Below are 26,050 nucleotides of genomic sequence, written 5' to 3'. Positions count from 1 at the left end.
ATTTTTAATAAAAATAGAAAAGTTTTAATGAAAACAAATCATATCCTAAAAAAATAATATTGGCTTTACAACATTCAAAATAATCAAATTTCAGTTTTGATTTTCTTTAACTAAAAGGTACAAAAAAACTCCAAACATGGCACATTTGGAGTTTTTCGCTTTATAACCAACCTTTAATTATTTAAATAACCGTTCCTTTTAAAGTAAGGATTTTTGGTGCTGTTTCAGCACTTGTTGTTACAGTAACTGTTTTTGTAAAACCACCTTTATTTGCAGCATTATAAGTTGCTGTTACTTTAGCCGTTTTACCAGGTAAAATTGGCTCTTTTGTATAATCTGTTGCAGTACAACCACAAGATCCCTGAACATTTGTAATTACAACAGCAGTTTTTCCTGTGTTTTTGAATTCGTAAACAATCGCTTTTGGAGTTCCTTGTGGAATTTGTCCAACGTCAATAGTTTCTGTTTTCCAAACAATAGTTGAAGCATCAAAAGTTGTTGTTTTAGTTTCGCAAACTAATGCTTTTACCGGTGCAATTGCTGAAAAAGACATTAGTCCTAAAGCTAGTGCTAACATCGAAATTTTAATAATTCTCATAGTTCTTTATTTTAAATGGTTTATAGTTCAAATTTTATATTTCAAAAGTACTTCAGACAAAATCAAATCGCTGTTAACCGCTTTCAAATCTTTGTTAACGAGTTGTTAATCGCTATTTTTAACTATAATTTTGATTAATATTACACTTTATAAAACACCATTTTCTTGAAAATCAACAAACTTAATAGTATTATCCTTCTGGGACTTGTCGCCATTATTAGCATATTGGTGGCGCAATTGCTATGGACTAAAGAGGCTTTTACTTTAGAACAAAAAAAACTAAGTCAGAAGGCAAATATTGCTTTACTTGAAGTCGCCAGAAAATTATACGAGGGAAAAGATCATGAATCTTCTTGCCAAAATCCTGTTCAGAAAATTTCGAATGATTATTATATTGTCAATGTCAATAATGCTTTTGAACCGGATATTTTAGAGTTTTATTTGAGAGCCGAATTCAAAAAAATGAACATTACAACTGATTTTGAATTTGCGATGTACAATTGCCAAAGTGACGAAATGGTGTATGGAAAATATATTTCTTTTACAGATAAAGAGAAAGCAAAAAGAACTGTTTCGTTCCCAAAACATAAAAATTTAGTCTACTATTTTGCGGTTCGTTTTCCTAATGAAACCACTTATTTATTCAGTTCGATGCGTTTTTGGTTTGTGCTTTCTATTGCGCTTATTTTTATTTTATTGATTTATGTTTATTCGATTTTTACGCTTTTACAGCAAAAGAAATATTCTGAATTGCAACGCGATTTTATCAATAATATGACGCACGAGTTTAAAACTCCTTTGTCTTCGATTTTAATTGCTTCGAAATATTTAATTGAACAGAATCCTATTAAAGATGATAAGAAACTTTATACTTATACTGACATTATTATCAATCAAAGCAACAAACTGAATCATCATATTGAAAAGATTCTAAACATTGCCAAGTCTGATTATACTCCATTAGAACTAAAAAAAGAAACTGTTTTAATTGTTCCTATTATTGAAGAAGTGATTGAAAATATTCAGTTAAAATATCCTGAAGCTTCAATTAAAATTGAAAAACAATCGGATGAATATGCAATAGAAACAGATGTTTTTCATTTCTCCAATCTGGTTTATAATTTATTGGATAATGCTGTAAAATATTGCAGTCAAAAACCCGAAATCACCATTAAAATAGCAGTAGAAAATTCGACTTTGAAACTACAATTTATTGATAACGGAATTGGGATTGCTTCTAAAAACATTTCGTTTATCTTTGATAAGTTTTACCGCGCTCAAAACGAAAAAAGCAATGAAGTAAATGGTTTTGGACTTGGTTTGTATTATGTTAAAGAAATTTGCAACTTGCATAATTGGAAAATCAAAGCCGAAAATAATTTAGAAAATGGCACAACAATAACCTTGTCAATTCCTTATAAAAAATGAAACAATTCAAAATACTTTATACCGAAGACGACGAAACTCTGGCGTTCTTAACCAAAGATAATTTAGAACAAAACAACTATCATGTTACACATTGTTCTGATGGTAATTTAGGTTTGGAAGCCTTTAAAAAAGAAAATTTTGACATTTGTATCTTTGATATAATGATGCCCAAAAAAGATGGTTTTGAATTGGCAACCGAAGTTAGAAAAGCCAATACTGACATTCCGATTATTTTTCTTTCGGCAAAAACTTTAAAAGAAGATCGTATAAAAGGATTACGTCTTGGCGCCGATGATTATTTGGTGAAGCCTTTTAGTATCGAAGAATTACTATTGAAAATTGAGATTTTCTTAAAACGTTCGCAGAAAAATGTTCCAACAGAAAAGAATGTATACGAAATTGGGAAATATCAGTTTGACACCAATAATTTCATTCTTTTTAATGAAAGTGAAAAAATCAGCCTTACGCAACGTGAAGCTGAGTTACTGAAATTATTTCTTGATAATAAAAATTCGGTTTTAAAAAGAGAACAAATTCTGACTTCACTTTGGGGAACGGATGATTATTTTATGGGAAGAAGTCTGGATGTTTTTATTTCGCGTCTGCGTAAAATTTTATCTAATGAAAAAGGAATTTCTATAGAAAACCTACACGGAATTGGTTTTAGATTTACGATGTAGTTTTTTTGACCTTTAGTATTTAAATTTTTGTATTTTTAATATCTAAAACCCCCGATATGAAATTACATCATTTACGTAACGCGACTTTAGTTATTGAAACTGATCAACATGTAATTTTAGTTGATCCTATGTTAGGAAAGAGAAAAACGATTCCGCCATTTACCTTTTTTCGTTATAAACCAAAGAGAAATCCATTAGTTTCTTTACCAAAAAACAGTCGGGATATTTTGAGTCGGGTTACACATTGTTTGATCACACATTTGCATCCTGATCATATTGACAAAGCCGGAGAAGTTTTCCTGAGACGTAAAAGCATTTCTGTTATTTGTAATGCAAAGGATGAAAAAGTTCTGGCTAAAAGAGGTTTAAACATTACTCAAACTTTAGATTATTGGGAACCTCAACCTTTTCTGGACGGAAAAATTACCGGAATTCCTGCGATCCATGGATATGGTTTTGTTGCAAAATTGATGGGAAATGTAATGGGTTTTCATCTTGAACTTCCAAATGAAAAATCAATTTATATAAGCTCTGATACTATTTTTACAGAACACGTCGAAAAAGTTTTAGTCGAATTTAAACCAGATATTGCAACAGTTGCCTGCGGAACTGCGAGATTAGATATTGGTCAGCCTTTATTAATGAGAATGAATGATATTTTGAAATTTGCGGCTCTTGCTCCGGGGAAAGTTTTTGCGAATCATCTGGAAGCTTTAAATCATTGTCCAACAACCCGAGAACAACTAAAAGCGGCTTTGGCTGAAAATGATCTTTTGTCTAAAACTGCTATTCCTAATGATGGAACTTATGTAGAGTATTGATTTTATTTTATGCTAAAGAATAAAATTATTATTCAATTTCTATTTTAATATTAAATTTGGTTTTCAATTCAAACCAAAATACATGAATGATTTTCTAAGAAAAATAAATTTCATCAAAGACATTGTCATACAATTACCCGTTTCTAAAATAGATTTTATTGAAAAATTCAGAATTAATGTAGATGAATCTAATTTAAGTTATGAACCATTCGAAGTTTTTCAATCTAGTACAAATGAATATAAAGGCTATATTGAAAACAATTATTTTGAATTAAAAAAGAGAAGAAAATTATTTGACATGAATTACCCTTTTGCGAAAGTAACCGGAGAATTAACTCAGGAAAATGATCAATTAATCATAAATGCTGAAATTTCTTGTTTTAGAAAAAGAATGATTCTATTTCTAGTTGGCATACTACTTTTTTATTCGCTTTTTTTTATAAGCATGGTTTTTAATAGTGAAAATACAATTCCATTCTTTATCGCTCCATTTCTTTTAGTTCATATGTCACTAATGATAGGAGCTCCTTATTTTATAATAAGAAGAATTGTAAATAAAATGGCTTATGATTTAGAAAGAGATTTTCATTATTGGGTAACAAAAAATTAATTTATTTTTAAAACTTTACAAAACCAACAATCCAAATTCTCGCAATGTATTAATAGGTTTTGAATACCAGAACAATTCAAAATCCTCTAAGCTGGTTTCAAAATCAGTTTTTACTTCTTGAAAAGTATAGTTTTTAGCATTCGAAATTGTGATTTTAGCCAAAATATCTACAAGCCATTCGCCTTCTTCTTTGTTGGTTTGAATGTTAAAACTTTCCTTTTTATCATGAAAAGTAAAAGTCATCATTTCCCATGTTCTTCCTTTTTTAGATTTTGTAAAATGTTCTACAGAAGGTTTTCCGCCTAACCAAACGACTTTTGCGTTTGGTTTTGTATTAAAATCATTTCCTTCATCAAGTGCATTAAAAATAAAATCGGGATCAATTTTTGTTTTTGGAATTTTAAAGTCGAACCAATCTTGCAATTCATAATCAAAACAAATTCCGTGCATGAAATTGAAGAGTGATTTCTTTAATCCAAAGCTGAATTTATCGTGATTGATTCCTGTAGAATCTGTATAATCAATATCATTGTTTGCAAAAGTTCCAATTGCTTCGGTTTTTTTCGTCACTCCAAATTTCTCCGGATATAAACCAACCGGACTATGCGCGGTCATCGCAAATTGATGCCAGAAACCTGATTGCAAAATTCCGGCTTCAAACAATTGACGCACCATTTCGAGACTATCAACGGTTTCCTGAATCGTTTGTGTTGGATATCCGTACATCAAATACGCATGAACCATGATTCCTGCTTCGGTGAAATTTCGGGTAACTTTTGCTACTTGTTCAACGGTTACGCCTTTGTCTATTAATTTTAATAAACGATCAGAAGCTACTTCTAAACCTCCGGAAACGGCAATACAACCAGAAGCTTTCAATAAAAGACATAAATCTTTGGAGAAACTTTTTTCAAATCGAATGTTTGTCCACCACGTTACAGCAAGTTTTCGGCGTAAAATTTCCAAAGCCAAAGCTCGCATTAAAGCAGGTGGCGCAGCTTCGTCTACAAAATGAAAACCATTTTGACCGGTTTGCTGCATCATGTCTTCCATTCGATCACACAATAAATTGGCAGCAACAGGTTCGTAAACTTTTATATAATCTAATGAAATATCACAAAAAGTACATTTTCCCCAATAACAACCGTGCGCCATTGTGAGCTTATTCCATCGACCGTCACTCCACATTCTGTGCATTGGATTGACAATTTCGATTACCGAAATATATTTATCCAAAGGCAAATCGGAGTAATCCGGCGTTCCTACGTAAGCTTGTTTATAATCGTGCTTTAAGGAATTGTTTTTGTAAACAACTTTTCCGTCTTCTAAAAGAAAAGTTCTTTTGTAACGCTTCTCGTCCCTCGACTCCGCTCGGGATGACAAATTTTCAACAAGTTCTTCTATCGGAACTTCTCCGTCATCCAAAGTGATGAAATCGAAAAATTCGAAAACACGTGCATCAGAAAGCGAGCGTAATTCGGTATTTGGAAAACCTCCACCCATTGAAATTTTAATTTCAGGATGGTTTTGTTTTATCCATTGTGCGCAACGAAAAGCGCTATATAAATTCCCCGGAAAGGGAACTGAAATTAAAAAAAACGTCGGTTTTACGGCTTCAATTTTTGCTTTTAAAATCGAAATTAAAATCGAATCGATATAAGTCGGTTTTTGTTGTAAAGCTTCGTATAATTCATCAAACGAATTGGCGCTTCGTCCTAAACGTTCGGCATATCGGCTAAAGCCAAAATTTTCATCTACACATTCTACAATAAAATCCGAAATATCTTCGAGATACAAAGTCGCCAAGTGTTTGGCTTTGTCTTGCGTTCCCATTGTTCCAAAAGCCCAATCCAGTTCTTCTAATTGTGCAAATCGTGAAGCTTCGGGCAGAAAATCTTCCTGACAAATTTGTAATGCCAACGTTGGATTTTTTCCTTGCAAAAACTGAATTACAGCGTCAATAGTTTTGATGTATTCGTCTTGTAAAGCAAAAATACGTTTGGAGTTATCTGAAACGTCATCCTTCGACTCCGCTCTGGATGACAAATTATCAAAAAGTTTCTCAGAATAAAGAAACAAATCAATCAATCCTTTCTTCGAAAACAATTCCAATATCACATCGATACCTAAATCAGCCTGAACCGATTCGATATTTTTAGTGTTTAGAAATCCTTTTATATACGCTGTCGCTGGATAAGGTGTATTCAATTGCGTAAAAGGAGGCGTAACGACGAAGAGTTTGGTTTTCAAAAGAAATGTTTTTGCAAAAATAAGGCATATTTAGGGACTTTTTATGAAAAGATTTGGATTGCTCATTCTCAATTTTAAATCTATATTAAATACTTTCCATCAGGTTTTATTTTCAGCCAATTTAACAGAATTTTAATTACTTTTGGCTGCCATTAATTTTATCTATGAAACATACTTTACTTATATTTTTTGTAATATTTATTACTCCATTATTCGCCCAACAAACAAAACAAGAAGTAAATAAAGACAGTATATCCAAATATACTTTAAATAAAAACATCTTAGTCGAAGATAAAAACGGTCATCTCATTCAAAATTTGGAACAACAAAAACAATTTTTGAAAATTAGGGAAGAAAAGATGAAAGCAGAAGTCCTGAATTTAAAAAAAGTAATTTTAAATTCAAAAGATGGAAATTTGACTTCAAAAACAACAGCTACTCTTCAAGCAGTAGAAATGTGTACTAACGGAGGTTTTGAGCAATATGAAACTATAAACGGGAACAGTTATCTAAAAAACTTTCTTTGCACAATAGGTGACCCTCCCGGACCAACGCAATGCCGATCGATTACCAATACTGCCGATTCATATATCAATCGCTATAATCCTAATAATATGGACATTATGGCAACTGGTGTTTCTTCCAATTTGATTGACCCATATATAGGAGACATTAAAGCATTTGATCAATATGCTCTTAAAATTAATTATGAGAACTCCTCTACTTATGGTTCTATTGTTCAGGGAAAAAGATTTAAAACAAATAATGAAAATTATCTAAAATTTAACTACAAAGCGGTATTACAAAGTGTGTACGACAATAGTCACACTGATAATCAAGCTTTTGTAAAAGCACGGATTTTAGATAAAAACAAGACCGTTGTCAGTGAATTTTGTTTAGTTGGAGATGAAAAAAATTGCATTTTCAGCAAGGTTCCTAGTCAGTCTTCTGATTTTGTTACTTTATATACTACCAATTGGCAATCCGGAATATTGGACATTTCATCAATCCCCAATAATGAAGAATTTACCGTTGAATTTATGGCTTCAAGATGTGGATTGGGTGGGCATTTCGGGTATATGTACATTGATGATGTTTGTATGTTACACTCCACCGAAAACTTGCAAGGTTCTATAGAACTTGATCCTTTGAATAAAGTTTGTCCAACTTTACCTGTTTCAGTTTGCGGTAGTTATACTATTCCTAATTCTGGAGGAATTTCTGCGTCAGTAAACAAAATTACTTTAAATGTTTACAACAGCAATAATGTGTCAGTTTATAGTACATCAACTACCTCAAGCTTAGACACAACAAATAAAAAATTTTGTTTTACATTAAAAACCGGTGATTTTCCAAATATTACAAGTGCAAATTATAATGTGGGCGTACAAATAGATTATGACATTTCCGGAACTTCTTGCGCGGGAACCACATTTAATTCTGCCACAGATTCTGACGCAAATCCAGGTTGGGATATTTCTTTTTTGAATTGCTCTTCAAGTTGTACTATTAATGTAACTACTGCGAAAATATCCGAATGTGATGCAAACCATGACGGAAGTGAAAATTTTGATTTATCTACCTTAAATCCTTTAGTTGTTCCTTCTATCGCGGGTTTAAATTTTAGTTATTTCAAAAATTACAACGAGGCACAATCCAACCTGAATGCGATCACCAATTTTAAAAGTTATCCAAGTTCAAGTGCTTCTATTTTTGTTAGAGTGAGCAAGGATGCAACTTGCTTCAAAATAATTTCTGCCAATTTAGAGGTAAGAAATCCCACAGCAAATATTACAGGTGTCCTAAATGTTTGCTCTGGAAGCACTGTATTAACTTCTTCGCCAGGGTCTTCTTATTTATGGAATAATGGAGCTACTACACAAAGCATTAAGGTCACTTCGTTAGGAAATTATTCTGTTACTGTCACAGATTCTTTTGGATGCACCAGCAATGCAAGTGTTACTATCGAACCAAGCCAAACTGCCGTTTCTCCGACCTTGCAGATTACGCAACCCTCTTGTTTTGTTGACACAGGAACGATAAAAGTAACTTCTGCGGCATCACAATATAGTTTTGATGATGGCGCAACTTGGCAAACAAGCGACACAAAGAGTAATTTATATCCCGGAACTTATCTAGTAAAAATAAAGACCGTAAATGGCTGTACCTCCTATTCTCAAAGTGTAACTATTACAGCTGCTTCTACTTTGTATCCAAATTACAGTTATACCAATCCTTTATTTTGCGGAGATAAAGGCAGTATTACGATTACAACTCCAGCTGCATACTATAGCTTTGATGATGGTGTAACTTGGGTAAATAATCCTACTGCTAACAATCTTTCACCTGCAAATTATAAAATCCGTACCAAAGATTTACAAGGTTGTCTTTCGTCGGCAAACAATGTACTCATCAGCAGTAATACGCTTGAAACTCCTACTTATACAATCGAATCACCTGCTTGTACTGTAAAAGGAAGTATTACGATCAATACTCTTTCGGATTTTTACACTTTCGATGGAGGAACTACATGGGTTACAAACAACATAATGAGTAATTTAAATGCAGGAAGTTATGTTTTAGGAATTAAAAATGCTTTAGGCTGTACTTCTAATTACACTTATGCCTATTTAAATGATTTTGAAAATTCTTATCCTGAATATACAACTGAACAACCTGTTTGCGGAACAGATGGCAGTATTACTATTACTACAGTAGGAGATTCGTATAGTTTTGACAATGGAGCAACATGGACAAGTAATAATGTTAAAATCTTACCTTTCGGAACTTATCAAATAAAAATAAAAAATAAGGCGGGATGTATCAGTGGTGGTAATTATGCTTCTTTATATCAGCCTTACTTGAATACGCCAATTATCACCCAGGAACAACCGACTTGTGGTGTAAACGGAAAAATCACTATTAACTCATTATCCGATTTTTATAGTTTTGACAATGGTGCAACCTGGACCACTCTTAATTCTAAATCATTACCTCCTGGTTATTATAACATACTTATAAAAAATAATCTTGGCTGTACCTCTTATCCAAATAGTGTTTATTTAAATAATCCAAATATAGATCTACCCGATTATACTGTTGTTCAACCCACTTGTACATCCTCGGGCAGTATTACAATAAATACAATTGCCAGCTTCTATACTTTTGATGGAGGCTATACTTGGGGAACCTCTCCTTCCTTATCAAATCTTAATTCTTATGCATATTACAACATTGCAGTAAAAAACAATTTAGGATGTATTTCTAACTCTGCAAGTGTTTCAATTAGCGACCCAAGGCTTCCTGAACCAGATTATACAGTTACCAATCCAAGTTGTGGAAATATTGGCAATATTACATTCAGCAAAACTGCAGATTATTACAGTATCGATTATGGTACAACTTGGAGTACAAGTAATATTTTTAATAATTTAAGCCAGGGATCTTACTATTTAATGGTAAAAAAAGATAATTGTATATCCAATTACATTTCCGTTTATCTGGATAATTCAAAGTTAGCACAGCCCAAATTAACCGTCGTTCAGCCAGGATGTGGAACAAAAGGCAGTATCAAAATTAACACTACCGCCAGCTCTTATAGTCTTGACGGGATAAATTGGAGTACAAATGCTCTTTTTTCGAATCTTTCAGCAGGATATTATTATCCAGTGATCAAAAATGCTCAAGGTTGTATTTCTAACTCAAACTCGGTAAACTTTCAAGAGTTTTATCTTCCAGTTCCCACTTTTAAAACAACACAACCTACTTGTGGAGTTGGCGGAAGTATAACCTTTACTTCAACTGCAGCACAATATAGTATAGATGGAGGCACTACCTGGACAACTAATCCTGTATTTACTAATTTAAGTCCAAGCTATTATTATTTATCAGTAAAAGATGCTTCCGGGTGTACGTCTAGACCTTACGGTGCATACACTAGCCTACAAGAATATTTTTTACCTAATCCGGATTTTACAGTTATACAACCAACCTGTGGTATCAACGGAAGCATTAACATTGCAACAGTTGCAAGTTCTTATAGCTTTGACGGCGGTTATACCTGGACAACTAATCCAGTTCTTTCAGGACTTACTTCTGGCTATTATAACATTATGATAAAAAATGCAGTAGGTTGTAAATCTTATAGTTTATCAATACCAATCAATGCTTTTTATCTTCCCAATCCAAATATAAAAGTAGTACAACCCAGCTGCGGAAATGGAGGAAGCATTACCGTTACAACTCCTGCTGATAGTTATAGTTTTGATGGAGGTACCACTTGGACGACAAATCCAATTTTATTAAATCCTGTAAGTTCATCTTATAATGTCCTTATTAAAAATGCAACAGGTTGTAAATCAAATTCACAATCTGTCTACATAAACAATTATTATCTTCCCTCACCAAATGTATCTACCATTCAACCCACATGTAGTACTCCTACCGGAACTATAATAATAAATTCTGCCGCAGACCAATATAGTTTTGATGGAGGAATAACCTGGACTACAAATCCTGTAAAGAAAAATTTAGCTGGTGGCTCATATAATTTAGTAATAAAAAACACTCAGGGCTGTACCTCTTACGGCAGTTATACCTATATAAATAATCCTCCCACAATTCCTGCTGCACCCGATGTAAAGATAACTCAACCTTCTTCCTGCGGCGCCACTGATGGTAGCATCACCATAACAACATCTGCCATGAGTTATAGTTTTAATGATGGAAACAGTTGGACAACAAGTCCTACGAAAATAAATGTAGGCGCTGGTACCTATATTATTAAAATTAAAACAGATTCATATAGTTGCGAATCATCAACAACTGTTGTTAATTTGAGTTCTGGGACTACAATTGCAGCTCCGGATTTTACTGCAACTCAGCCAAATTGCAGCTCATCAAAAGGTTCTATTACCATTACAACAAATGCAGCAACTTATAGCTATGACAACGGATTAACCTACGTTTTTTCTAATACAAAAACAGATCTTTCTCCGGGTATTTATTACATAAAAATTAAAAATTTAACAGGGTGTGTTTCAGTTGCTGCTCCAGTCACGATTTCACCGTTATCACCGCTTGCAGCTCCTGCCTTTACAGCAGTTCAACCCAATTGTACCGATTTTACAGGGTCAATTTCAATTAATACTGTAGCAGATTTTTATAGTTTTGATAATGGAATCACCTATGGGACATCCAATAAAAAATCTAATCTATCTGCAGGAACCTATAATTTGATGATTAAATATAATTCGGGTTGTATTTCTCTTGCGGCACCAGTCAATATACAAGCTGCACCTGTAATTCCTCAAGCACCACAAGTTGTAGTCACAGACCCAATTGGCTGTAATTCACCTACGGGTAGCATTATGGTTTCTACGGTTGCCAATCTATATAGTTTTGACGATGGTCTTACCTGGAATACCAGCAATAGTGCCTCGTTATCTCCCGGAACTTATTTTGTCCGAATAAAATACACAAATGGTTGCGAATCTATTGCCTATAAAGCAATCATCAACGCAGCGCCAAATGCTCCCGCAATCCCAGTTCTAAAGGTTACTCAACCTACTACTTGCAGCAATCCATTTGGCTCGATTTTAATTACAAATACAGCAACTCAATATAGTTTTGACAATGGTAAAACTTATTCAGTCAATCCTAATTCAGGAAATTTAATAGCCGGAACCTATATAGTTCGTGTTAAAAATAGTAGTGGCTGTGAGTCTGCTCCAATATCTACAACTATTAATCCTCCAACAGATTATCCAAGCAATCCTGTATTTACAACTATCCAGCCTGATTGTAATAATCTTAAAGGTGCTATTACAATTACCGACGCTGCATCACAATATAGTTTCGATAATGGTGTTAGCTGGACTACATCTGCAACGAAATCAAATCTTGACCCAAAAACCTATTTTATTAAAATCAAAAATAATATCGGTTGTGTTTCAAATGCAACTACCGTTACTATCACTCCTTTTACAAATTTTGCGCCAAAGCCTGCTTTGACTAGCCCTCAAGCATTCTGTATCCAACAAAATGCGACACTAAATTCAATTATTATCACAGGGCAAAGCATAAAATGGTATGATGCATTAACAAGCGGATCCCTTTTACCCAATACAACTGTGCTTCAAGACGCTAAGACCTACTATGCTTCTCAGTCTATAAATGGCTGTGAAAGCGAAAGAGTTGCTGTGTCCATAAAAATTCAAAATACTAATGCTCCTTCCGGCGATGCAAATCAGACATTTTGTACAGGACAAAATCCAACTTTAGCGAACATTAAAATTACGGGAACTTCAATAAAATGGTATGACGCATTAATCAATGGTTCATTATTAGTAGAAACAACAAGTCTTAAAAACGGAAAAACTTATTACGCTTCTCAAACAGAAAACAATTGTGAAGGCTCTAGATTGGGAGTTACAATTTCATTTATAAACACTCCAATTGCTCCAACTACAAATGGAAATCTGGAATTTTGTAAAAACGAGAATGCAAAATTAAGTAACATTCAAATGACAGGTCAAAACCTAAAATGGTACGACACTGCTTTTTCTGCAGCTTCTCTGCCAAATACCACTTTGTTAGAAAACAACAAAACCTATTATGCTTCGCAAACTGTTGGTTGCGAAAGCGATCGAACACCTGTTTTAGTGAAAATTCATGATACTGGCTTGCCAACTGGTAATAATAGTCAGCAATTCTGTATTGATGAAATTGCTACTTTAGAAAACCTTAATATAACAGGAACGAACCTTAAATGGTATGATAACGCAACAGGCGGAACTATTTTACAAGAAACAACCTTATTACAAACTGGAGCTTATTATGCTACACAAACCCTAAATAATTGTGAAAGTCCGCGACTCGCTGTAACAGTAAAAATTCAGGATACCCAAATTCCATTTTCAGATTCGCCACAATCATTTTGTATTCAAAAAAATGCCAAAATCAGTAATATTGCTATAAGCGGTCAAAATATAAAATGGTTTGAAAGCATCTCTTCAAATACTACTTTATCAGAAGCAACTTTGCTTCAAAACGGCGTTACTTATTATGCTTCGCAAACAGTAAGCAATTGCGAAAGTGACAGAATTCCGGTAACGATAAAAGTTCTTGAAGCTACTACTGGCGACTGTATTAATTTTGTTGACGAGCTTCCTTTTCCAAAATTTTTCACTCCAAACAATGATACTTATAATGATTACTGGACAATTGATTTTGTGTATTTAGCACCAAATACAGGAATCAAAATATTTGATCGCTATGGAAAATTAATCAAAGAATTAGTTAATAATGGAGCTTGGGACGGTACTTTTCTTGATCAGGAACAACCTGCATCAGATTATTGGTTTACTGTAACAAGATTAAACGGAACCGAATATAGAGGACATTTTAGTTTGAAACGATAAAATTATTTCATTCAAAAATTGCAACAAAGCCGATTTTGATTCTTCTAATAAAGATTCAAAATCGGCTTTCTAGTATGCAGAGTTTTAAATTGACTTTTGTAGATATTTAATTACATTTGCCACAAGCCAAATTTTCAAAATGAAACATAAGTTACTTTTATTTTTTTTTATAATAACAATCCAACTATTTTCTCAAACTAAGAACCAATCTATTGGATTTAAAGAAAATAAAGGTCAAATAATCGACCAAAAAGGAAAATCGAACTCCGCTGTAAAATATCTATTAAATTCTAATGGATTAAATGTTCAGCTTAGAAAAAACGGTTTTTCATATGATGTTTACGAAGTAAAAAAAACTCCAATCGTTCGTTCACAAACAGCAAAAACAAATCCTGAGCAGATTCCGGAAAAAGATAAACAAACCAAACCTGAGTACAATTTAGAATATACTTTCCATAGAATAGACATTGACTTTGTAAACTCAAGTTCTAAAGTTGAATTAATTACAGAACAAAAATCAAAAGACTTTGATAATTACTACAATGTTCCCAACAAACCAGAAGGAATTGTTGGTGTTCATCAATACAAACAAATTACTTACAAAAACATCTACCCAAATATTGATGTTGTTTTTTCTATTCCAAATGATCCTCAAAAAACAGTCGAATATAATTTTGTAATTCATCCAAAAGGGAAAATTTCAGACATTCAATTAAAATTTACTGGTGCTGAAACTGATTTGGTTGATAACAAAATCCAGATGAATGTTCGCTTTGGTAAAATAGAAGAAACACTTCCAGCAAGTTGGATTGAAGATGGGAATAGTAAAAAGGAAATTGAAGTTGGATATACTAAGATTAAGAAGAATGTTTATGGGTTTAATACTTCTAATTCTGTAAATGGTAAAACTATTGTTATTGATCCAGTCCCTATTAGATTATGGGGAACTTATTATGGAGATATTCATTTTACTGACGAACCAAATTCTATTAATCTTGATCACTTAGGAAATACAATTTTTACAGGAAGCACTGAGAGTACCACTGGAATTGCGACTAGCGGTTCTTTTCAATCAGTTGCAACAACATTTCGGCCTGCTTTCATGGTTAAATTAAATTCAAATGGAGTAAGAATTTGGGGAACTTATTTAGGAAGAGCAGGAATTCAGTGTGCTAAAATTAACCCTTTGAATCAAATTTATATTGCAGGATATGCTGATGAGGGATCCCTTTCAACTCCCAATTCATTCAAAGAAATTGGTGACTTTACTGATGGTCTGTTGATGAAATTTGATACTAATGGCCAAAGAATTTGGGGCACGTATTTTGGAGGAGAAGGTCCTGAGCGGATAGATGCCATTTCTCTAGACAGCCATGAAAATATAATAATCGCGGGAGAAACCCATAGCTTTAAAGGAATTGCAACTCCCAATGGATATCAAACTACATTAAGTAATTCCTCTGATTATACAGGATTCTTTGCAAAACTCGACAAAGATGGTAGTAAGCTACTTTATGGAAGTTATTTCCCTTTTGTAATAAAATGTAGTACAATAGACATAAACGACAATATAATTCTTGCAGGAAATCAATATTTTAGTGATTTTTATACCTATCCAAATATCTCAACAACCGGAGCTTTTAAAACAACTCATAATTCTAATGATGGCTTTATAATTAAGTTTAACACCAGTTTTACAAAACTTTGGTGCACCTATTATGGCGGAGATAAAACTGTCATAGACCCATCTGAAAATTCAGATATAATAAGTGGAATTGGAATTGATAATGCAAGTAACATATATATAGTTGGATCTACAACTAGCTCAAACAATATGTCCACAATAGGAGCATTTAAAACTTCTCAAAATACAGGAGGTCAAGATGCCTTCATTGCAAAATTCAATCCCAATGGTGAGAGACAATGGGGATCATATTTTGGCAATGACTCCACAGCATTTACTGATTTTGGTACAAACTGTTTTGTTTCAGCAGAGGGTAATGTATATTTAATTGGATATACAGATAGCCCAACTAATATCTCTACTCCAAATTCTTTTCAAAGCATTATTAAAAGTGGACCTGATGGATATATTGCAAAATTTTCGACAACCGGCGATTTAAACTGGAGTACTTATTATGGTGGAAAAGGAGGGGATTTTTTAAGAAGTATTGATGTTTTAGATGGGAAAATTGTCGTGTCAGGGAGAACTGTTTCTGATGATTCATCAGATTTAAGTACACCAGGCACGCATAAAACAAATGGTGGAGGATTTATTGACGTTTTTGTTGCGGAGTTCCAAGATTGCCAATTGTATACAACTACAACAAGTAACTCTCCTATATGTACTGGAAACTCTTTAGAGCTAAAAGCTTCTGGAGGAACAAATTATTCCTGGACTGGACCAAACGGTTTTACATCTACGGATCAAAATCCAACTATTACAAATGCAACATCCATTAACAGTGGTGAATACAGTTGTTCAATTACGGGAACTGGAGGTTGTGATGATACCAAAAAAATTACCGTTGTTATTGGCGATATTGAAAAACCAATTCCTGATTTAGCAACTCTTCCAACAATAAATGGAGATTGTCACACAACAATAAATACCATTCCAACTGCGACAGATGCTTGTGCTGGAGCGATTACGGGAACAACAACAGATCCATTATCATATAGTTTACCAGGAACTTATACTATTATTTGGAATTATAATGATGGAAATGGAAATACGTCAACACAAAATCAAACTGTTACTATTAAAAGTCAACCACTTCCTACTGCTAATAATTCGCAAACTTTCTGTAGTATTCAAAATGCTACTTTGGATAATATTACTATTAAGGGACAAAATATAAAATGGTATGACGCTGCAACCGCGGGAACATTATTACCAAGTACAACTTTACTTCAAAATAATGTAACGTATTACGCCACGCAAACAATTAGCGGTTGTGAAAGCGATAGATTGGCTGTAGTCGCAAAAATTGAAAATACTCTACCTCCAACAGGAGATGCAAATCAACCTTTTTGTTCGGGATCAAATCCAACTATCGGCGATATTATAGTTACGGGAAATCTTGTAAAATGGTATGATGCCACTTCAAATGGAACACTTTTGCCAGATACAACAAATCTTCAAGACGGAAAGACATATTACGCCTCTCAAACAGCAAATAGTTGTGAAAGTCAAAGATTTGCTGTCACTGTTTCTGTAAAGAATACTCCTCTTGCTCCTCTTGAACTTAATAGTCGTGCTTTCTGCAAAAATGAAAATGCAACTTTAAACGATATTCAAATTGATGGACAAAATTTGAAATGGTACAGTTCAAATATTGCAGCCAGTATTTTACCGAATAGTACTTTGCTGGAAAACAATACTACTTATTATGTTTCACAAACTACAGGATGCGAAAGTGACAGAACTCCTATTTTGGTAAAAGTAAATGACACAAATTTGCCAACAGCAAAAGCAGAACAACCTTTCTGTATCGATCAAAATGCTACAATTGCTGATATTAATATTCAAGGAACAGGAATCATTTGGTATGATTCGGCTACAGCCGGAAACATTCTGGCAGAAACAACTTTGCTACAAAATAGAACGTATTACGCAACGCAAACTTTAAACACTTGCGAAAGTAAACGATTTGCCGTGACTATAAAAATACAAGACACTCAAAACCCAATTGCCAAATCTCCTCAAACATTTTGTATTCAAAAAAATGCTAAAATAAGTGACATCACTATTACCGGAGAAAATATCAAATGGTTTGAAAGCACCTCTTCAAATACTACTTTATCAGAATCAACTTTGCTACAAAACGGCATTACTTATTATGCTTCACAAACAATCAACAATTGTGAAAGTGACAGAATTCCGGTAGCGATAAAAGTTCTTGAAGCTACTACTGGCGACTGTATTAATTTTGTTGACGAGCTTCCTTTTCCAAAATTCTTCACTCCAAACAATGATACTTATAATGATTACTGGACAATTGATTTTGCGTATTTAGCGCCAAATACAGGAATCAAAATATATGATCGCTATGGAAAATTAATCAAAGAATTAGTTAATAATGGAGCTTGGGACGGTACTTTTCTTGATCAGGAACAACCCGCATCTGATTATTGGTTTACAGTAACAAGATTAAACGGAACTGAATATCGAGGACATTTTAGTTTGAAACGATAAAGGAGTAATTAACCGCAAAGTTAGCTAAGTTTTAATTTTCCATTACGCATAGAAAAAAACACAAAGTTCGCAAAGCTAGATCGAGATAAAGCTTTGCGAACTTTGTGTGCGTTATAAAAACAAAGATTAAAAAAAATCTTTGCGAACTTTGCGGTTAGAAAAAAAAAACTAAAACTGATGTACTTTCTTAGAAATCACTAAGAATGAGATTAACGAAATTAAAGCAGCAGCAGTCAGATAAAAACCTACATAATTCAAACCATAAGTACTTGCCAGCCAAATTGCAATCATTGGTGCAAATGCTGCACCAAGAATTCCTGCCAAATTAAAAGTCAAAGAAGCACCGGAATAACGAACTGTAGTAGGAAACAACTCAGACAAAAAAGTTCCCAAAGGTCCATAAGTAAATCCCATCAAAGACATTCCGATACAAACAAAAGCTGTTACTAACACAGAATTTCCTGAATTAAGAAAGTAAGAAAAGAAAAATCCAAAAACTGCAATAGCAGCTGTAGTTATAATTAATATTTTTCGACGTCCAATTTTATCGGCAACTAAAGCCGAAACAGGAATAAAAAAAGCAAAAAACAGTACAGAAAGTAATTGAATCAATAAAGCTTCTCTTTTAGTAAAACCTAAATCTGAAGTAGCCCAGCTAAGCGTAAAAACTGTCATTAAATAAAAAACCAAAAAGGTTGTAACTGCAGACAATGTTCCAAAAATCAGTTGATTCTTATATGATTTTAGCAAAGTAAAAAATGGAATCTTAACTTCTTTTTGTTCTTCTTTAGAATTTTCGAAAGCAGGTGTTTCGCTGATTTTTAAACGAATATAAAACCCAACAATTACCAATAGTGAACTTGCTATAAATGGAATTCTCCATCCATAATCCATAAAAGCTTCACTACTCATACTATCTGTTAAAATTAAAAAAGTTCCACCAGAAAGTAACAATCCTATTGGTGCACCCAATTGCGGAAACATTCCGTACCAGGCACGTTTATGCGGCGGAGCATTTTCGATCGCTAATAAAACAGCTCCACCCCACTCACCTCCTAAACCAACTCCCTGACCAAATCTACATAACATTAATAAAATTGGTGCAGCAATGCCGATACTTGCATAACCCGGTAAAAATCCAATTGCTATTGTCGATAATCCCATTGTCAATAATGCAACTACCAAAGTTACTTTACGCCCTATTTTATCACCGTAATGTCCGAAAACAGCAGATCCTAAAGGTCTTGCTAAAAATGCTATCGAAAACGTAGCCAAAGATTCCAGTGTAGAAACTGTGCTATTAGCTCCCGGGAAAAAAAGTTGAGGAAAAACCAATACGGCAGCATTGGCATAAATATAGAAATCAAAAAATTCAATTGTGGTCCCAATTAAAGAACCAAAAAGAACATGTCGCAAGGAATTTTCCTTAGTAGAATTATTTTTCATGTAATATAGATATACTTTTTTTAGTTGCAAAAATATAATTTCATTATTAATAATTCATCTTTACCAAAATAAGTTTCAAAACAATCCTGCTTTTTTAACAAATTACATGCACTTTCGATTTTACCCAACATCGTTAAAACAAAAAAAAATAAAAACCTGATTACAGGACTTTTATACTTAAAAATAAAAATCAAATCATAAGCAATAGTTAAAACCGTTTTTAACTACATATTTTCATTAAATTTACAGCTATCAAAAAATAAATTTCAAATTATGCCTACCGACTGTATCAGCTATCAAACTTCAGGATATTTCTCTAAGTTAATACAAGATTATTTAGATCAAAAATCAGAATTAAAACCGCTATACAATCATTTTCCAACTCTGGAAAACTTCGAAAAACAAATCACTGAAAAACAAGCAAATTTTGATCATGCAAACCGAATTCCTTTGGTTGAAACATTAAAAAAGCAATATCAAAGTATTGAAGTTTCAGATTCAACAAAACAAAACATTGAGCTTTTAGCACTTCCAAATACATTTACAATTACAACCGGACATCAATTAAATTTATTTAGCGGTCCATTGTATTTCTTGTATAAAATCATTTCGACAATTAATCTTACCAAAGAATTAAAACTAAAATATCCAACCAATAATTTTGTGCCAATTTATTGGATGGCGACAGAAGATCACGATTTTGAAGAGATTAATTATTTTAATTTTAAAGGAAAAAAATTCCGCTGGAACAAAGAAAGTACCGGACCAGTAGGTAGACTTTCTACAGAAGGTTTAGAGGAATTTTTCGAAATATATTCAAAAGAATTAGGTTCAAGCACAAATGCTAATATCCTGAAAAAAATATTTGAAGAAGCTTATTTAAAACATGAGAATCTTGCTGATGCAACTCGCTTTTTAGCCAATAGTTTATTTGCAAATTATGGTTTAGTAATTCTGGATGCTGATGATGTCAATTTAAAACGTCCTTTTATTCCATATATCAAAGAGGAATTAGAGCAACAAACTTCCTTTAAAACTGTTCAGGAAACGATCTCAAAATTTCAAGATTATACAGTTCAGGTAAATCCACGTGAAATCAATTTGTTTTATATTGAAGATGATTTAAGAGAAAGAATCATTTTTGAGAATGGCAAATACTATGTTAATAATACTAAGATTTCATTTTCGAAAGAAGAAATTTTACAACTATTAGAAAATAATCCGGAGAAATTTAGTCCAAATGTGATTATGCGTCCGCTGTATCAGGAAATTATTTTACCCAATTTATGTTACATTGGCGGAGGCGGAGAAATTGCTTATTGGTTAGAATTAAAATCTTTCTTTGATGCCGTAAAAATCACTTTCCCAATGCTTTTGGTTCGTAATTCTGTTTTATTAAATACTGAAAAACAAGCAAAAAAAGCAGACAATCTAGGATTGAGTTGGGCAGATCTATTCACAAAACCTGCTGATTTAGTAAATAGAATCACTCGTAAATTATCCGCTTTTCCTATTGATTTAACAACTCAAAAAGAAACATTGGAAAAACAATTTGAATATCTTTACGAACTGGCACAACAAACTGACAAATCATTTACCGGAGCTGTAAAAGCGCAAGAAGTAAAGCAAAAGAAAGGTTTGGAAAATCTGGAAAAACGTTTATTAAAAGCACAAAAACGAAAACTGGATAATGAATTACAACGTGTTGCAGATTTACAATTCGAGTTATTTCCGAATCAAAGCCTGCAGGAACGTCAAGCTAATTTTTCGGAGTTTTATCTGGAAAAAGGCGAACAATTGATTCCGCTTTTAATTCAAAAATTAAAACCATTAGAAACAAATTTTAATATCATAACAATATAATCGTTTGCCACGAATTTCACTAATTCGCACTAATTTCTATTCGCAAAGACAAAATTAATTCGTGAAAATTTATGAAATTCGTGGCAAAAAAAACAATCCGTTAGCCGGATCAATATGAACAATAAAGTAATAATCCTCAGAAACAAATAACCACCTCTTCTAAGATTATTGCCTCTCTAAACCAAATAGTAACTTTTAAAAACAAAAAATTAACCTATTTACCAAAATTATGACCAGAGAGCGCTTGATATCCTTGGATGTCTTTAGAGGATTAACAATTTTATTAATGACTATTGTAAACAATCCCGGAGATTGGGGACACGTTTACGCACCTTTATTACATTCAGAATGGCATGGCTGCACGCCAACCGATTTAGTTTTTCCTTTTTTTATCTTTATTATGGGAGTTGCAGTTCCTCTTGCTATGCCAACTAAAACTTGGGACGACACCACTTTTAATAAAATCCTTGTCCGTTCTTTACGAATGTTCTGTCTTGGGATTTTCTTTAATTATTTTGCCAAAATTCAGCTTTTTGGACTCGACGGAATCCCACTTCTTATTGGCCGTTTGATTATTACCGTTGCTGTAGGTTATGCTTTAATGGGAAATTTCAGTTCTAAAGTCAAAAATATATTGGTCTTTTCGATTTTGTTTATTTATCTTTTTTTAGCTTATAGTGGTATCGAAGCTTATGAAAGTGTTCGTTTGCCAGGCGTTTTACAACGAATTGGAATTGTTTACTTCGTAGTTTCTTTATTGTATTTAAAAACAAGTAAAAAAACGCAAATCATCACCGGAATAGTTTTATTACTGAGTTATTGGGCAATAATGGCCTTAATTCCAGTTCCGGGAATTGGCGAAGCAAATTTAGAAAAAGGAACAAATCTTGCCTCTTGGTTAGACAGCGTTTTACTAAAAGGACATATGTATCGCGAAACCATAACTTGGGATCCTGAAGGAATTTTAAGCACACTTCCTTCAATTGTAAACGGAATTATTGGTTTACTAATTGGACAGATATTACAACTTGAAATAACAAAAATTCAAAAAGCCACAAAAATTGCTATTGTCGGAATAACACTTATCATCACTGGATTAATCTGGAGTACAGTTTTCCCAATAAATAAATCGTTATGGACAAGTAGTTATGTTTTATACACGACAGGATTAGCCGCTACAGTTTTATCAATACTCTATTATATAATTGATATTGCAGAGTACAAAAAAGGATTCAAATTGTTTTTAATCTGGGGAGTAAATCCAATGATTGTATTTTTCTTCTCTCAGATTATTCCGCAAGCCTTAGTTATGGTTCAACTTAAAAATCCTGAAAATCCCGAAACTCAAATCAATCTATTAAACTATTTATATCATTTTGGAATTGCACCTTTTTTTAGCAATCCGATGATGGCTTCACTAGCCGGAGCTTTAGTTTATGTGGGAATCTGGTCTTTTATTTTATGGATTTTCTATAAAAACAAACTGATTTTCAAAGTCTAATTTTTTCACCATATATGTAGAGACGCACAACAGTGCGTCTTTTTTTATTAAATATCACTTTGTGTTAGATGCACTGCTGTGCATCTCTACTATCAACTATATGGTTTAAAAAAATCATAAAAACATTATTTCTTACTCTTTAATTATGAATTTATTAAAATCAATTCATAAAAAAAGTATACTTTTGCACAAAATTAAAAATAAGCAATAAAATGGCAACAAATAGAACTTTTACAATGATTAAGCCAGATGCAGTTCAAAACGGACACATCGGTAATATCTTAGCAATGATTACTAATGGAGGTTTCAAAATCGTTTCATTAAAATTAACTCAATTAACTGTAGCTGATGCTCAGGCATTTTACGCAGTTCACTCTGCAAGACCATTCTACGGAGAATTAGTTGAATTCATGTCTCGTGGACCAATTGTTGCTGCAATTTTAGAAAAAGACAACGCAGTAGAAGATTTCAGAACTTTAATTGGAGCTACAAATCCAGCTGAAGCTGCTGAAGGAACTATTCGTAAAGCATACGCAACTTCTATTGGAGAAAATGCAGTTCACGGTTCTGATAGCGACGAAAACGCTGCAATCGAAGGTGCATTCCACTTTGCTGGAAGAGAGCAGTTTTAATTTAGACTTCTTAGATCTTTGGATTTTTAGACTTCTTAGATTTTTATAAAAGAAAACCCACTTCAATGAAGTGGGTTTTCTTTTTTACCTAATATTTTAAATAATAATAATAATAATAATAATAATCTAAAATCTAAGTTAGTCTAAAAGTCTAAGCAAGTCTAACGCAAAACTACATCTTTCACCACTTCACGTCCTAATTCTTCATTAATCATTTTCACGATTTTAGATTTTCCGTGACTTAGTTCTTCTCTCAAAACAGCCGATCCAAGTTCAACATACAAAGTACTGCCTTTTAGCACGACATTTTTAGTATACGTGTTCACTCCATTCCCCATCAACTGTCTCCACGCCTCTTTTACGTCAATCTGATCCATTCCGGGACCTAATTTATTCACCTGAATAATCTGTTGCAAAACAGCCCCAATCGTACTCTGATTATTTAGTCTTTTTGCCATCGTTTAATAAATTTATTGGTTCTGCTTTTTTATAATGATACTCTTTTTTCTGTTGATTTTTAACTACCAATTCCTTATCCGAAATCGAAATCAATTCCTCACTCCACTTTGCATAATCCGTTTTGTAATCTAAAAACACTTGATTATCCTTAAACCGAACCGAAACATTTTCAAAAGAATCACTTGTCAAAAAAGTTCCGTCAAACTGCGGCATTACTTTCTTTCGAATTCCCTTATTATTTTTAATTTCAAAGAAATCAAAACTTTCATTCATTCCATAATCCTTCTGTTCACCCTTATCAAAAACTACTTTTTCAATTTCCCAATAGCCATTAAGTTTCGCGATATCTGTTGGTTTAATTTCCTGCTTGCAACTCACAAACAAGAGCGACAAAACCAAAATCATAAAAGTGTTTTTCATAGATTATTATATTAAAATTCAATTATTTTCAATCTTATTTAAATTAAGAATCAGGAGCTATTTCCTGCTGTACGCTATATCTTTTATGTCAAACCCTGCCATAAAAGGATACCGCTTCCATCAGGGCTAGGGCTCCAATTTTCAAAAGAGATTTTTTTTTGCGAACTACAAAGTTAAACTTATAAAACTCAAAAGAAATAAAAATTTACAAAACCAATTAAACTATTTTACATATTTTTAGTCAAACTCTAAACCAAAACCAAAAAACCATGACTAAAACAATTTGTATAATCCTGACAATCTTAGCATTTGCAGGATGCAGTTCAGATCCAACACAAACAAACACAAATCCAACTGAAAGCATGTATTTCCCTCCATTAACAGGAAATACTTGGGAAACAAAATCTCTTGCAGATCTAAAATGGAATCAAGCCGCAGTTCAACCACTTTTAGATTATTTAGAACTCAAACATTCTAAATCCTTCATCATATTAGTAAATGGTCGAATTGTATTGGAGAATTACTTCAATGGTCATTCCGCAACTACAAACTGGTATTGGGCAAGTGCAGGAAAAACGTTAACATCAACCATGACCGGAATTGCACAACAAGAAAACTTATTAGACATCAACAATAAAGTTTCACAATATATAGGAACCGGCTGGACAAGTGAAACATTAGCACAAGAAAATTTAATAACCTGCAGAAATCTTCTAACAATGACTTCAGGACTTGATGACAGCACAGATGATGCTGATCCGGCAAGTTTAATCTACAAGGCTGATGCCGGAAAACGTTGGGCATATCACAATGTATATGTAAAATTGCAAGATGTTATAGCAAAAGCAAGCGGACAAACCTGGCAAAACTATTTCAATGCTAAACTGAGAGACAAAATTGGCATGGATGGCAATTGGGTTCAGCTTGGTGTTAATAGTGTTTACACCAGCACATCAAGAAGTATGGCACGATTTGGACTTTTAATGCTTAATAAAGGAAAATGGAATACTACTCAAATTTTAAACGAAGCCTATTTTAATGAAGCAACAACTACTTCTCAAAATATTAATTTAGGATACGGGTATTTATGGTGGCTTAACGGAAAAACATCCTATCATTTACCACAATCACAGCTTACTTTTCAGGGAAGTATAATTCCAACTGGACCAAATGACATGTTTATGGCACTAGGAAAAAATGATCAGAAAATCTATGTTGTTCCAAGCAAAAACATGATTATCATTAGAATGGGAGATGCCGCTGACGATGTCAATCTTGCCTTATCAGATTTTGATAAAACACTATGGACGAAAATAAGTGCTTTATATCAATAAAAAAGGGATCGATGCAAAAACCCGTGGAGAAACATAAAATGTTTTGCACAGGTTAATCATTTTAACGCAAAGCACGCTAAGATTTTATCTAATCGTATGTTTAAAAATACAAAGTTCGCAAAGCTTTGTATTGATTTAGCTTTGCGAACTTTGTGTTTTTATAAAACCCGATACCGATATGTATAAAAAAACTTTGTTCCCGATAGCTATCGGGATTGCAGTTAAATCCATCCTGAATATTTGTTGCTACACAAGTTTTTATATGGATCCTAAAAAAAAGCTTTTAAGATACACTGAACATAAAAAAAACTCATGTAATCAAACGACTACATGAGTTTTTCTTTATATATTAAATAGAAAATATTTTTTTATTTAGTGCGTAATCTCTT

The 26,050-nt window shown here is 33.0% G+C and carries 15 protein-coding genes; 10 read left to right on the top strand and 5 right to left on the bottom strand.

Annotated elements, in window-relative coordinates; translation table 11 throughout:
- Nucleotides 1-181: 181 nt before the first annotated feature.
- A complete protein-coding gene (locus tag C8C83_RS15080; RefSeq protein ID WP_121329260.1) occupies nucleotides 182-598 on the bottom strand; it encodes a DUF1573 domain-containing protein in 417 nt (138 codons plus the stop codon).
- 165 nt (nucleotides 599-763) lie between these two features.
- Between C8C83_RS15080 and C8C83_RS15075 the strand changes: the two genes are divergently transcribed.
- The 4 genes from C8C83_RS15075 (at nucleotide 764) to C8C83_RS15060 (ending at nucleotide 4,137) form a co-directional block, all read left to right on the top strand.
- Nucleotides 764-2,026: a HAMP domain-containing sensor histidine kinase gene (locus C8C83_RS15075; protein WP_121329259.1), complete on the top strand. Its 1,263-nt coding sequence runs from the start codon at nucleotides 764-766 to the stop codon at nucleotides 2,024-2,026.
- Nucleotides 2,023-2,706: a response regulator transcription factor gene (locus C8C83_RS15070; protein WP_121329258.1), complete on the top strand. Its 684-nt coding sequence runs from the start codon at nucleotides 2,023-2,025 to the stop codon at nucleotides 2,704-2,706. Before C8C83_RS15075 ends, C8C83_RS15070 begins: the two co-directional genes overlap by 4 nt.
- A gap of 56 nt (nucleotides 2,707-2,762) precedes the next feature.
- Nucleotides 2,763-3,527 (top strand): MBL fold metallo-hydrolase, encoded by a 765-nt coding sequence (locus tag C8C83_RS15065; protein WP_121329257.1) that lies wholly within the window; start codon nucleotides 2,763-2,765, stop codon nucleotides 3,525-3,527.
- 82 nt (nucleotides 3,528-3,609) lie between these two features.
- Nucleotides 3,610-4,137: a hypothetical protein gene (locus C8C83_RS15060; protein ID WP_121329256.1), complete on the top strand. Its 528-nt coding sequence runs from the start codon at nucleotides 3,610-3,612 to the stop codon at nucleotides 4,135-4,137.
- 15 nt (nucleotides 4,138-4,152) lie between these two features.
- Here the strand turns inward: C8C83_RS15060 and C8C83_RS15055 are convergent, their stop codons facing one another.
- On the bottom strand, nucleotides 4,153-6,387 hold the full coding sequence (locus C8C83_RS15055; RefSeq protein WP_132011800.1) for a B12-binding domain-containing radical SAM protein: 2,235 nt from the start codon (nucleotides 6,385-6,387) through the stop codon (nucleotides 4,153-4,155).
- Nucleotides 6,388-6,551: 164 nt separating this feature from the next.
- Between C8C83_RS15055 and C8C83_RS15050 the strand changes: the two genes are divergently transcribed.
- On the top strand, nucleotides 6,552-13,808 hold the full coding sequence (locus C8C83_RS15050) for a T9SS type B sorting domain-containing protein (RefSeq protein WP_121329255.1): 7,257 nt from the start codon (nucleotides 6,552-6,554) through the stop codon (nucleotides 13,806-13,808).
- Between the two features lie 139 nt (nucleotides 13,809-13,947).
- Nucleotides 13,948-18,006: a T9SS type B sorting domain-containing protein gene (locus C8C83_RS15045; protein WP_121329254.1), complete on the top strand. Its 4,059-nt coding sequence runs from the start codon at nucleotides 13,948-13,950 to the stop codon at nucleotides 18,004-18,006.
- Between the two features lie 168 nt (nucleotides 18,007-18,174).
- Here C8C83_RS15045 and C8C83_RS15040 read toward each other — a convergent pair whose 3' ends face one another.
- Complete coding sequence (locus C8C83_RS15040; RefSeq protein ID WP_121329253.1) at nucleotides 18,175-19,452, bottom strand: MFS transporter; 1,278 nt, start codon at nucleotides 19,450-19,452, stop codon at nucleotides 18,175-18,177.
- A gap of 273 nt (nucleotides 19,453-19,725) precedes the next feature.
- Between C8C83_RS15040 and bshC the strand changes: the two genes are divergently transcribed.
- The 3 genes from bshC to C8C83_RS15025 all read left to right on the top strand — a co-directional run bounded on the left by bshC (nucleotide 19,726) and on the right by C8C83_RS15025 (nucleotide 23,448).
- Nucleotides 19,726-21,315: a bacillithiol biosynthesis cysteine-adding enzyme BshC gene (gene bshC / locus C8C83_RS15035; protein WP_121329252.1), complete on the top strand. Its 1,590-nt coding sequence runs from the start codon at nucleotides 19,726-19,728 to the stop codon at nucleotides 21,313-21,315.
- A 229-nt stretch (nucleotides 21,316-21,544) separates the two neighbouring features.
- Nucleotides 21,545-22,816, top strand: coding sequence for a DUF5009 domain-containing protein (locus tag C8C83_RS15030; RefSeq protein WP_121329251.1), 1,272 nt, complete (start codon nucleotides 21,545-21,547; stop codon nucleotides 22,814-22,816).
- A 212-nt stretch (nucleotides 22,817-23,028) separates the two neighbouring features.
- A complete protein-coding gene (locus C8C83_RS15025; RefSeq protein WP_065451312.1) occupies nucleotides 23,029-23,448 on the top strand; it encodes a nucleoside-diphosphate kinase in 420 nt (139 codons plus the stop codon).
- A 161-nt stretch (nucleotides 23,449-23,609) separates the two neighbouring features.
- Here C8C83_RS15025 and C8C83_RS15020 read toward each other — a convergent pair whose 3' ends face one another.
- Together C8C83_RS15020 and C8C83_RS15015 are read right to left on the bottom strand one after the other, a co-directional pair.
- Entirely contained in the window at nucleotides 23,610-23,906 is a 297-nt protein-coding gene (locus C8C83_RS15020; protein WP_121329250.1) for a DUF721 domain-containing protein, read from the bottom strand.
- Entirely contained in the window at nucleotides 23,887-24,327 is a 441-nt protein-coding gene (locus C8C83_RS15015) for a hypothetical protein (RefSeq protein WP_121329249.1), read from the bottom strand. The genes C8C83_RS15020 and C8C83_RS15015 overlap by 20 nt, the downstream gene beginning before the upstream one ends.
- A gap of 269 nt (nucleotides 24,328-24,596) precedes the next feature.
- Between C8C83_RS15015 and C8C83_RS15010 the strand changes: the two genes are divergently transcribed.
- On the top strand, nucleotides 24,597-25,661 hold the full coding sequence (locus C8C83_RS15010; protein WP_121329248.1) for a serine hydrolase: 1,065 nt from the start codon (nucleotides 24,597-24,599) through the stop codon (nucleotides 25,659-25,661).
- Nucleotides 25,662-26,050: the final 389 nt, after the last annotated feature.

The sequence above is a fragment of the Flavobacterium sp. 90 genome (assembly GCF_004339525.1).
Taxonomy (GTDB): domain Bacteria; phylum Bacteroidota; class Bacteroidia; order Flavobacteriales; family Flavobacteriaceae; genus Flavobacterium.
This window is presented reverse-complemented; position numbering and strand designations above follow the sequence as displayed.

Coding starts and splice junctions, on each gene's coding strand:
- C8C83_RS15080 (WP_121329260.1), bottom strand. CDS start 598: ATGAGAATTATTAAAATTTCGATGTTAGCACTAGCTTTAGGACTAATG.
- C8C83_RS15070 (WP_121329258.1), top strand. CDS start 2,023: ATGAAACAATTCAAAATACTTTATACCGAAGACGACGAAACTCTGGCG.
- C8C83_RS15065 (WP_121329257.1), top strand. CDS start 2,763: ATGAAATTACATCATTTACGTAACGCGACTTTAGTTATTGAAACTGAT.
- C8C83_RS15060 (WP_121329256.1), top strand. CDS start 3,610: ATGAATGATTTTCTAAGAAAAATAAATTTCATCAAAGACATTGTCATA.
- C8C83_RS15050 (WP_121329255.1), top strand. CDS start 6,552: ATGAAACATACTTTACTTATATTTTTTGTAATATTTATTACTCCATTA.
- C8C83_RS15045 (WP_121329254.1), top strand. CDS start 13,948: ATGAAACATAAGTTACTTTTATTTTTTTTTATAATAACAATCCAACTA.
- C8C83_RS15040 (WP_121329253.1), bottom strand. CDS start 19,452: ATGAAAAATAATTCTACTAAGGAAAATTCCTTGCGACATGTTCTTTTT.
- bshC (WP_121329252.1), top strand. CDS start 19,726: ATGCCTACCGACTGTATCAGCTATCAAACTTCAGGATATTTCTCTAAG.
- C8C83_RS15030 (WP_121329251.1), top strand. CDS start 21,545: ATGACCAGAGAGCGCTTGATATCCTTGGATGTCTTTAGAGGATTAACA.
- C8C83_RS15025 (WP_065451312.1), top strand. CDS start 23,029: ATGGCAACAAATAGAACTTTTACAATGATTAAGCCAGATGCAGTTCAA.
- C8C83_RS15020 (WP_121329250.1), bottom strand. CDS start 23,906: ATGGCAAAAAGACTAAATAATCAGAGTACGATTGGGGCTGTTTTGCAA.
- C8C83_RS15015 (WP_121329249.1), bottom strand. CDS start 24,327: ATGAAAAACACTTTTATGATTTTGGTTTTGTCGCTCTTGTTTGTGAGT.
- C8C83_RS15010 (WP_121329248.1), top strand. CDS start 24,597: ATGACTAAAACAATTTGTATAATCCTGACAATCTTAGCATTTGCAGGA.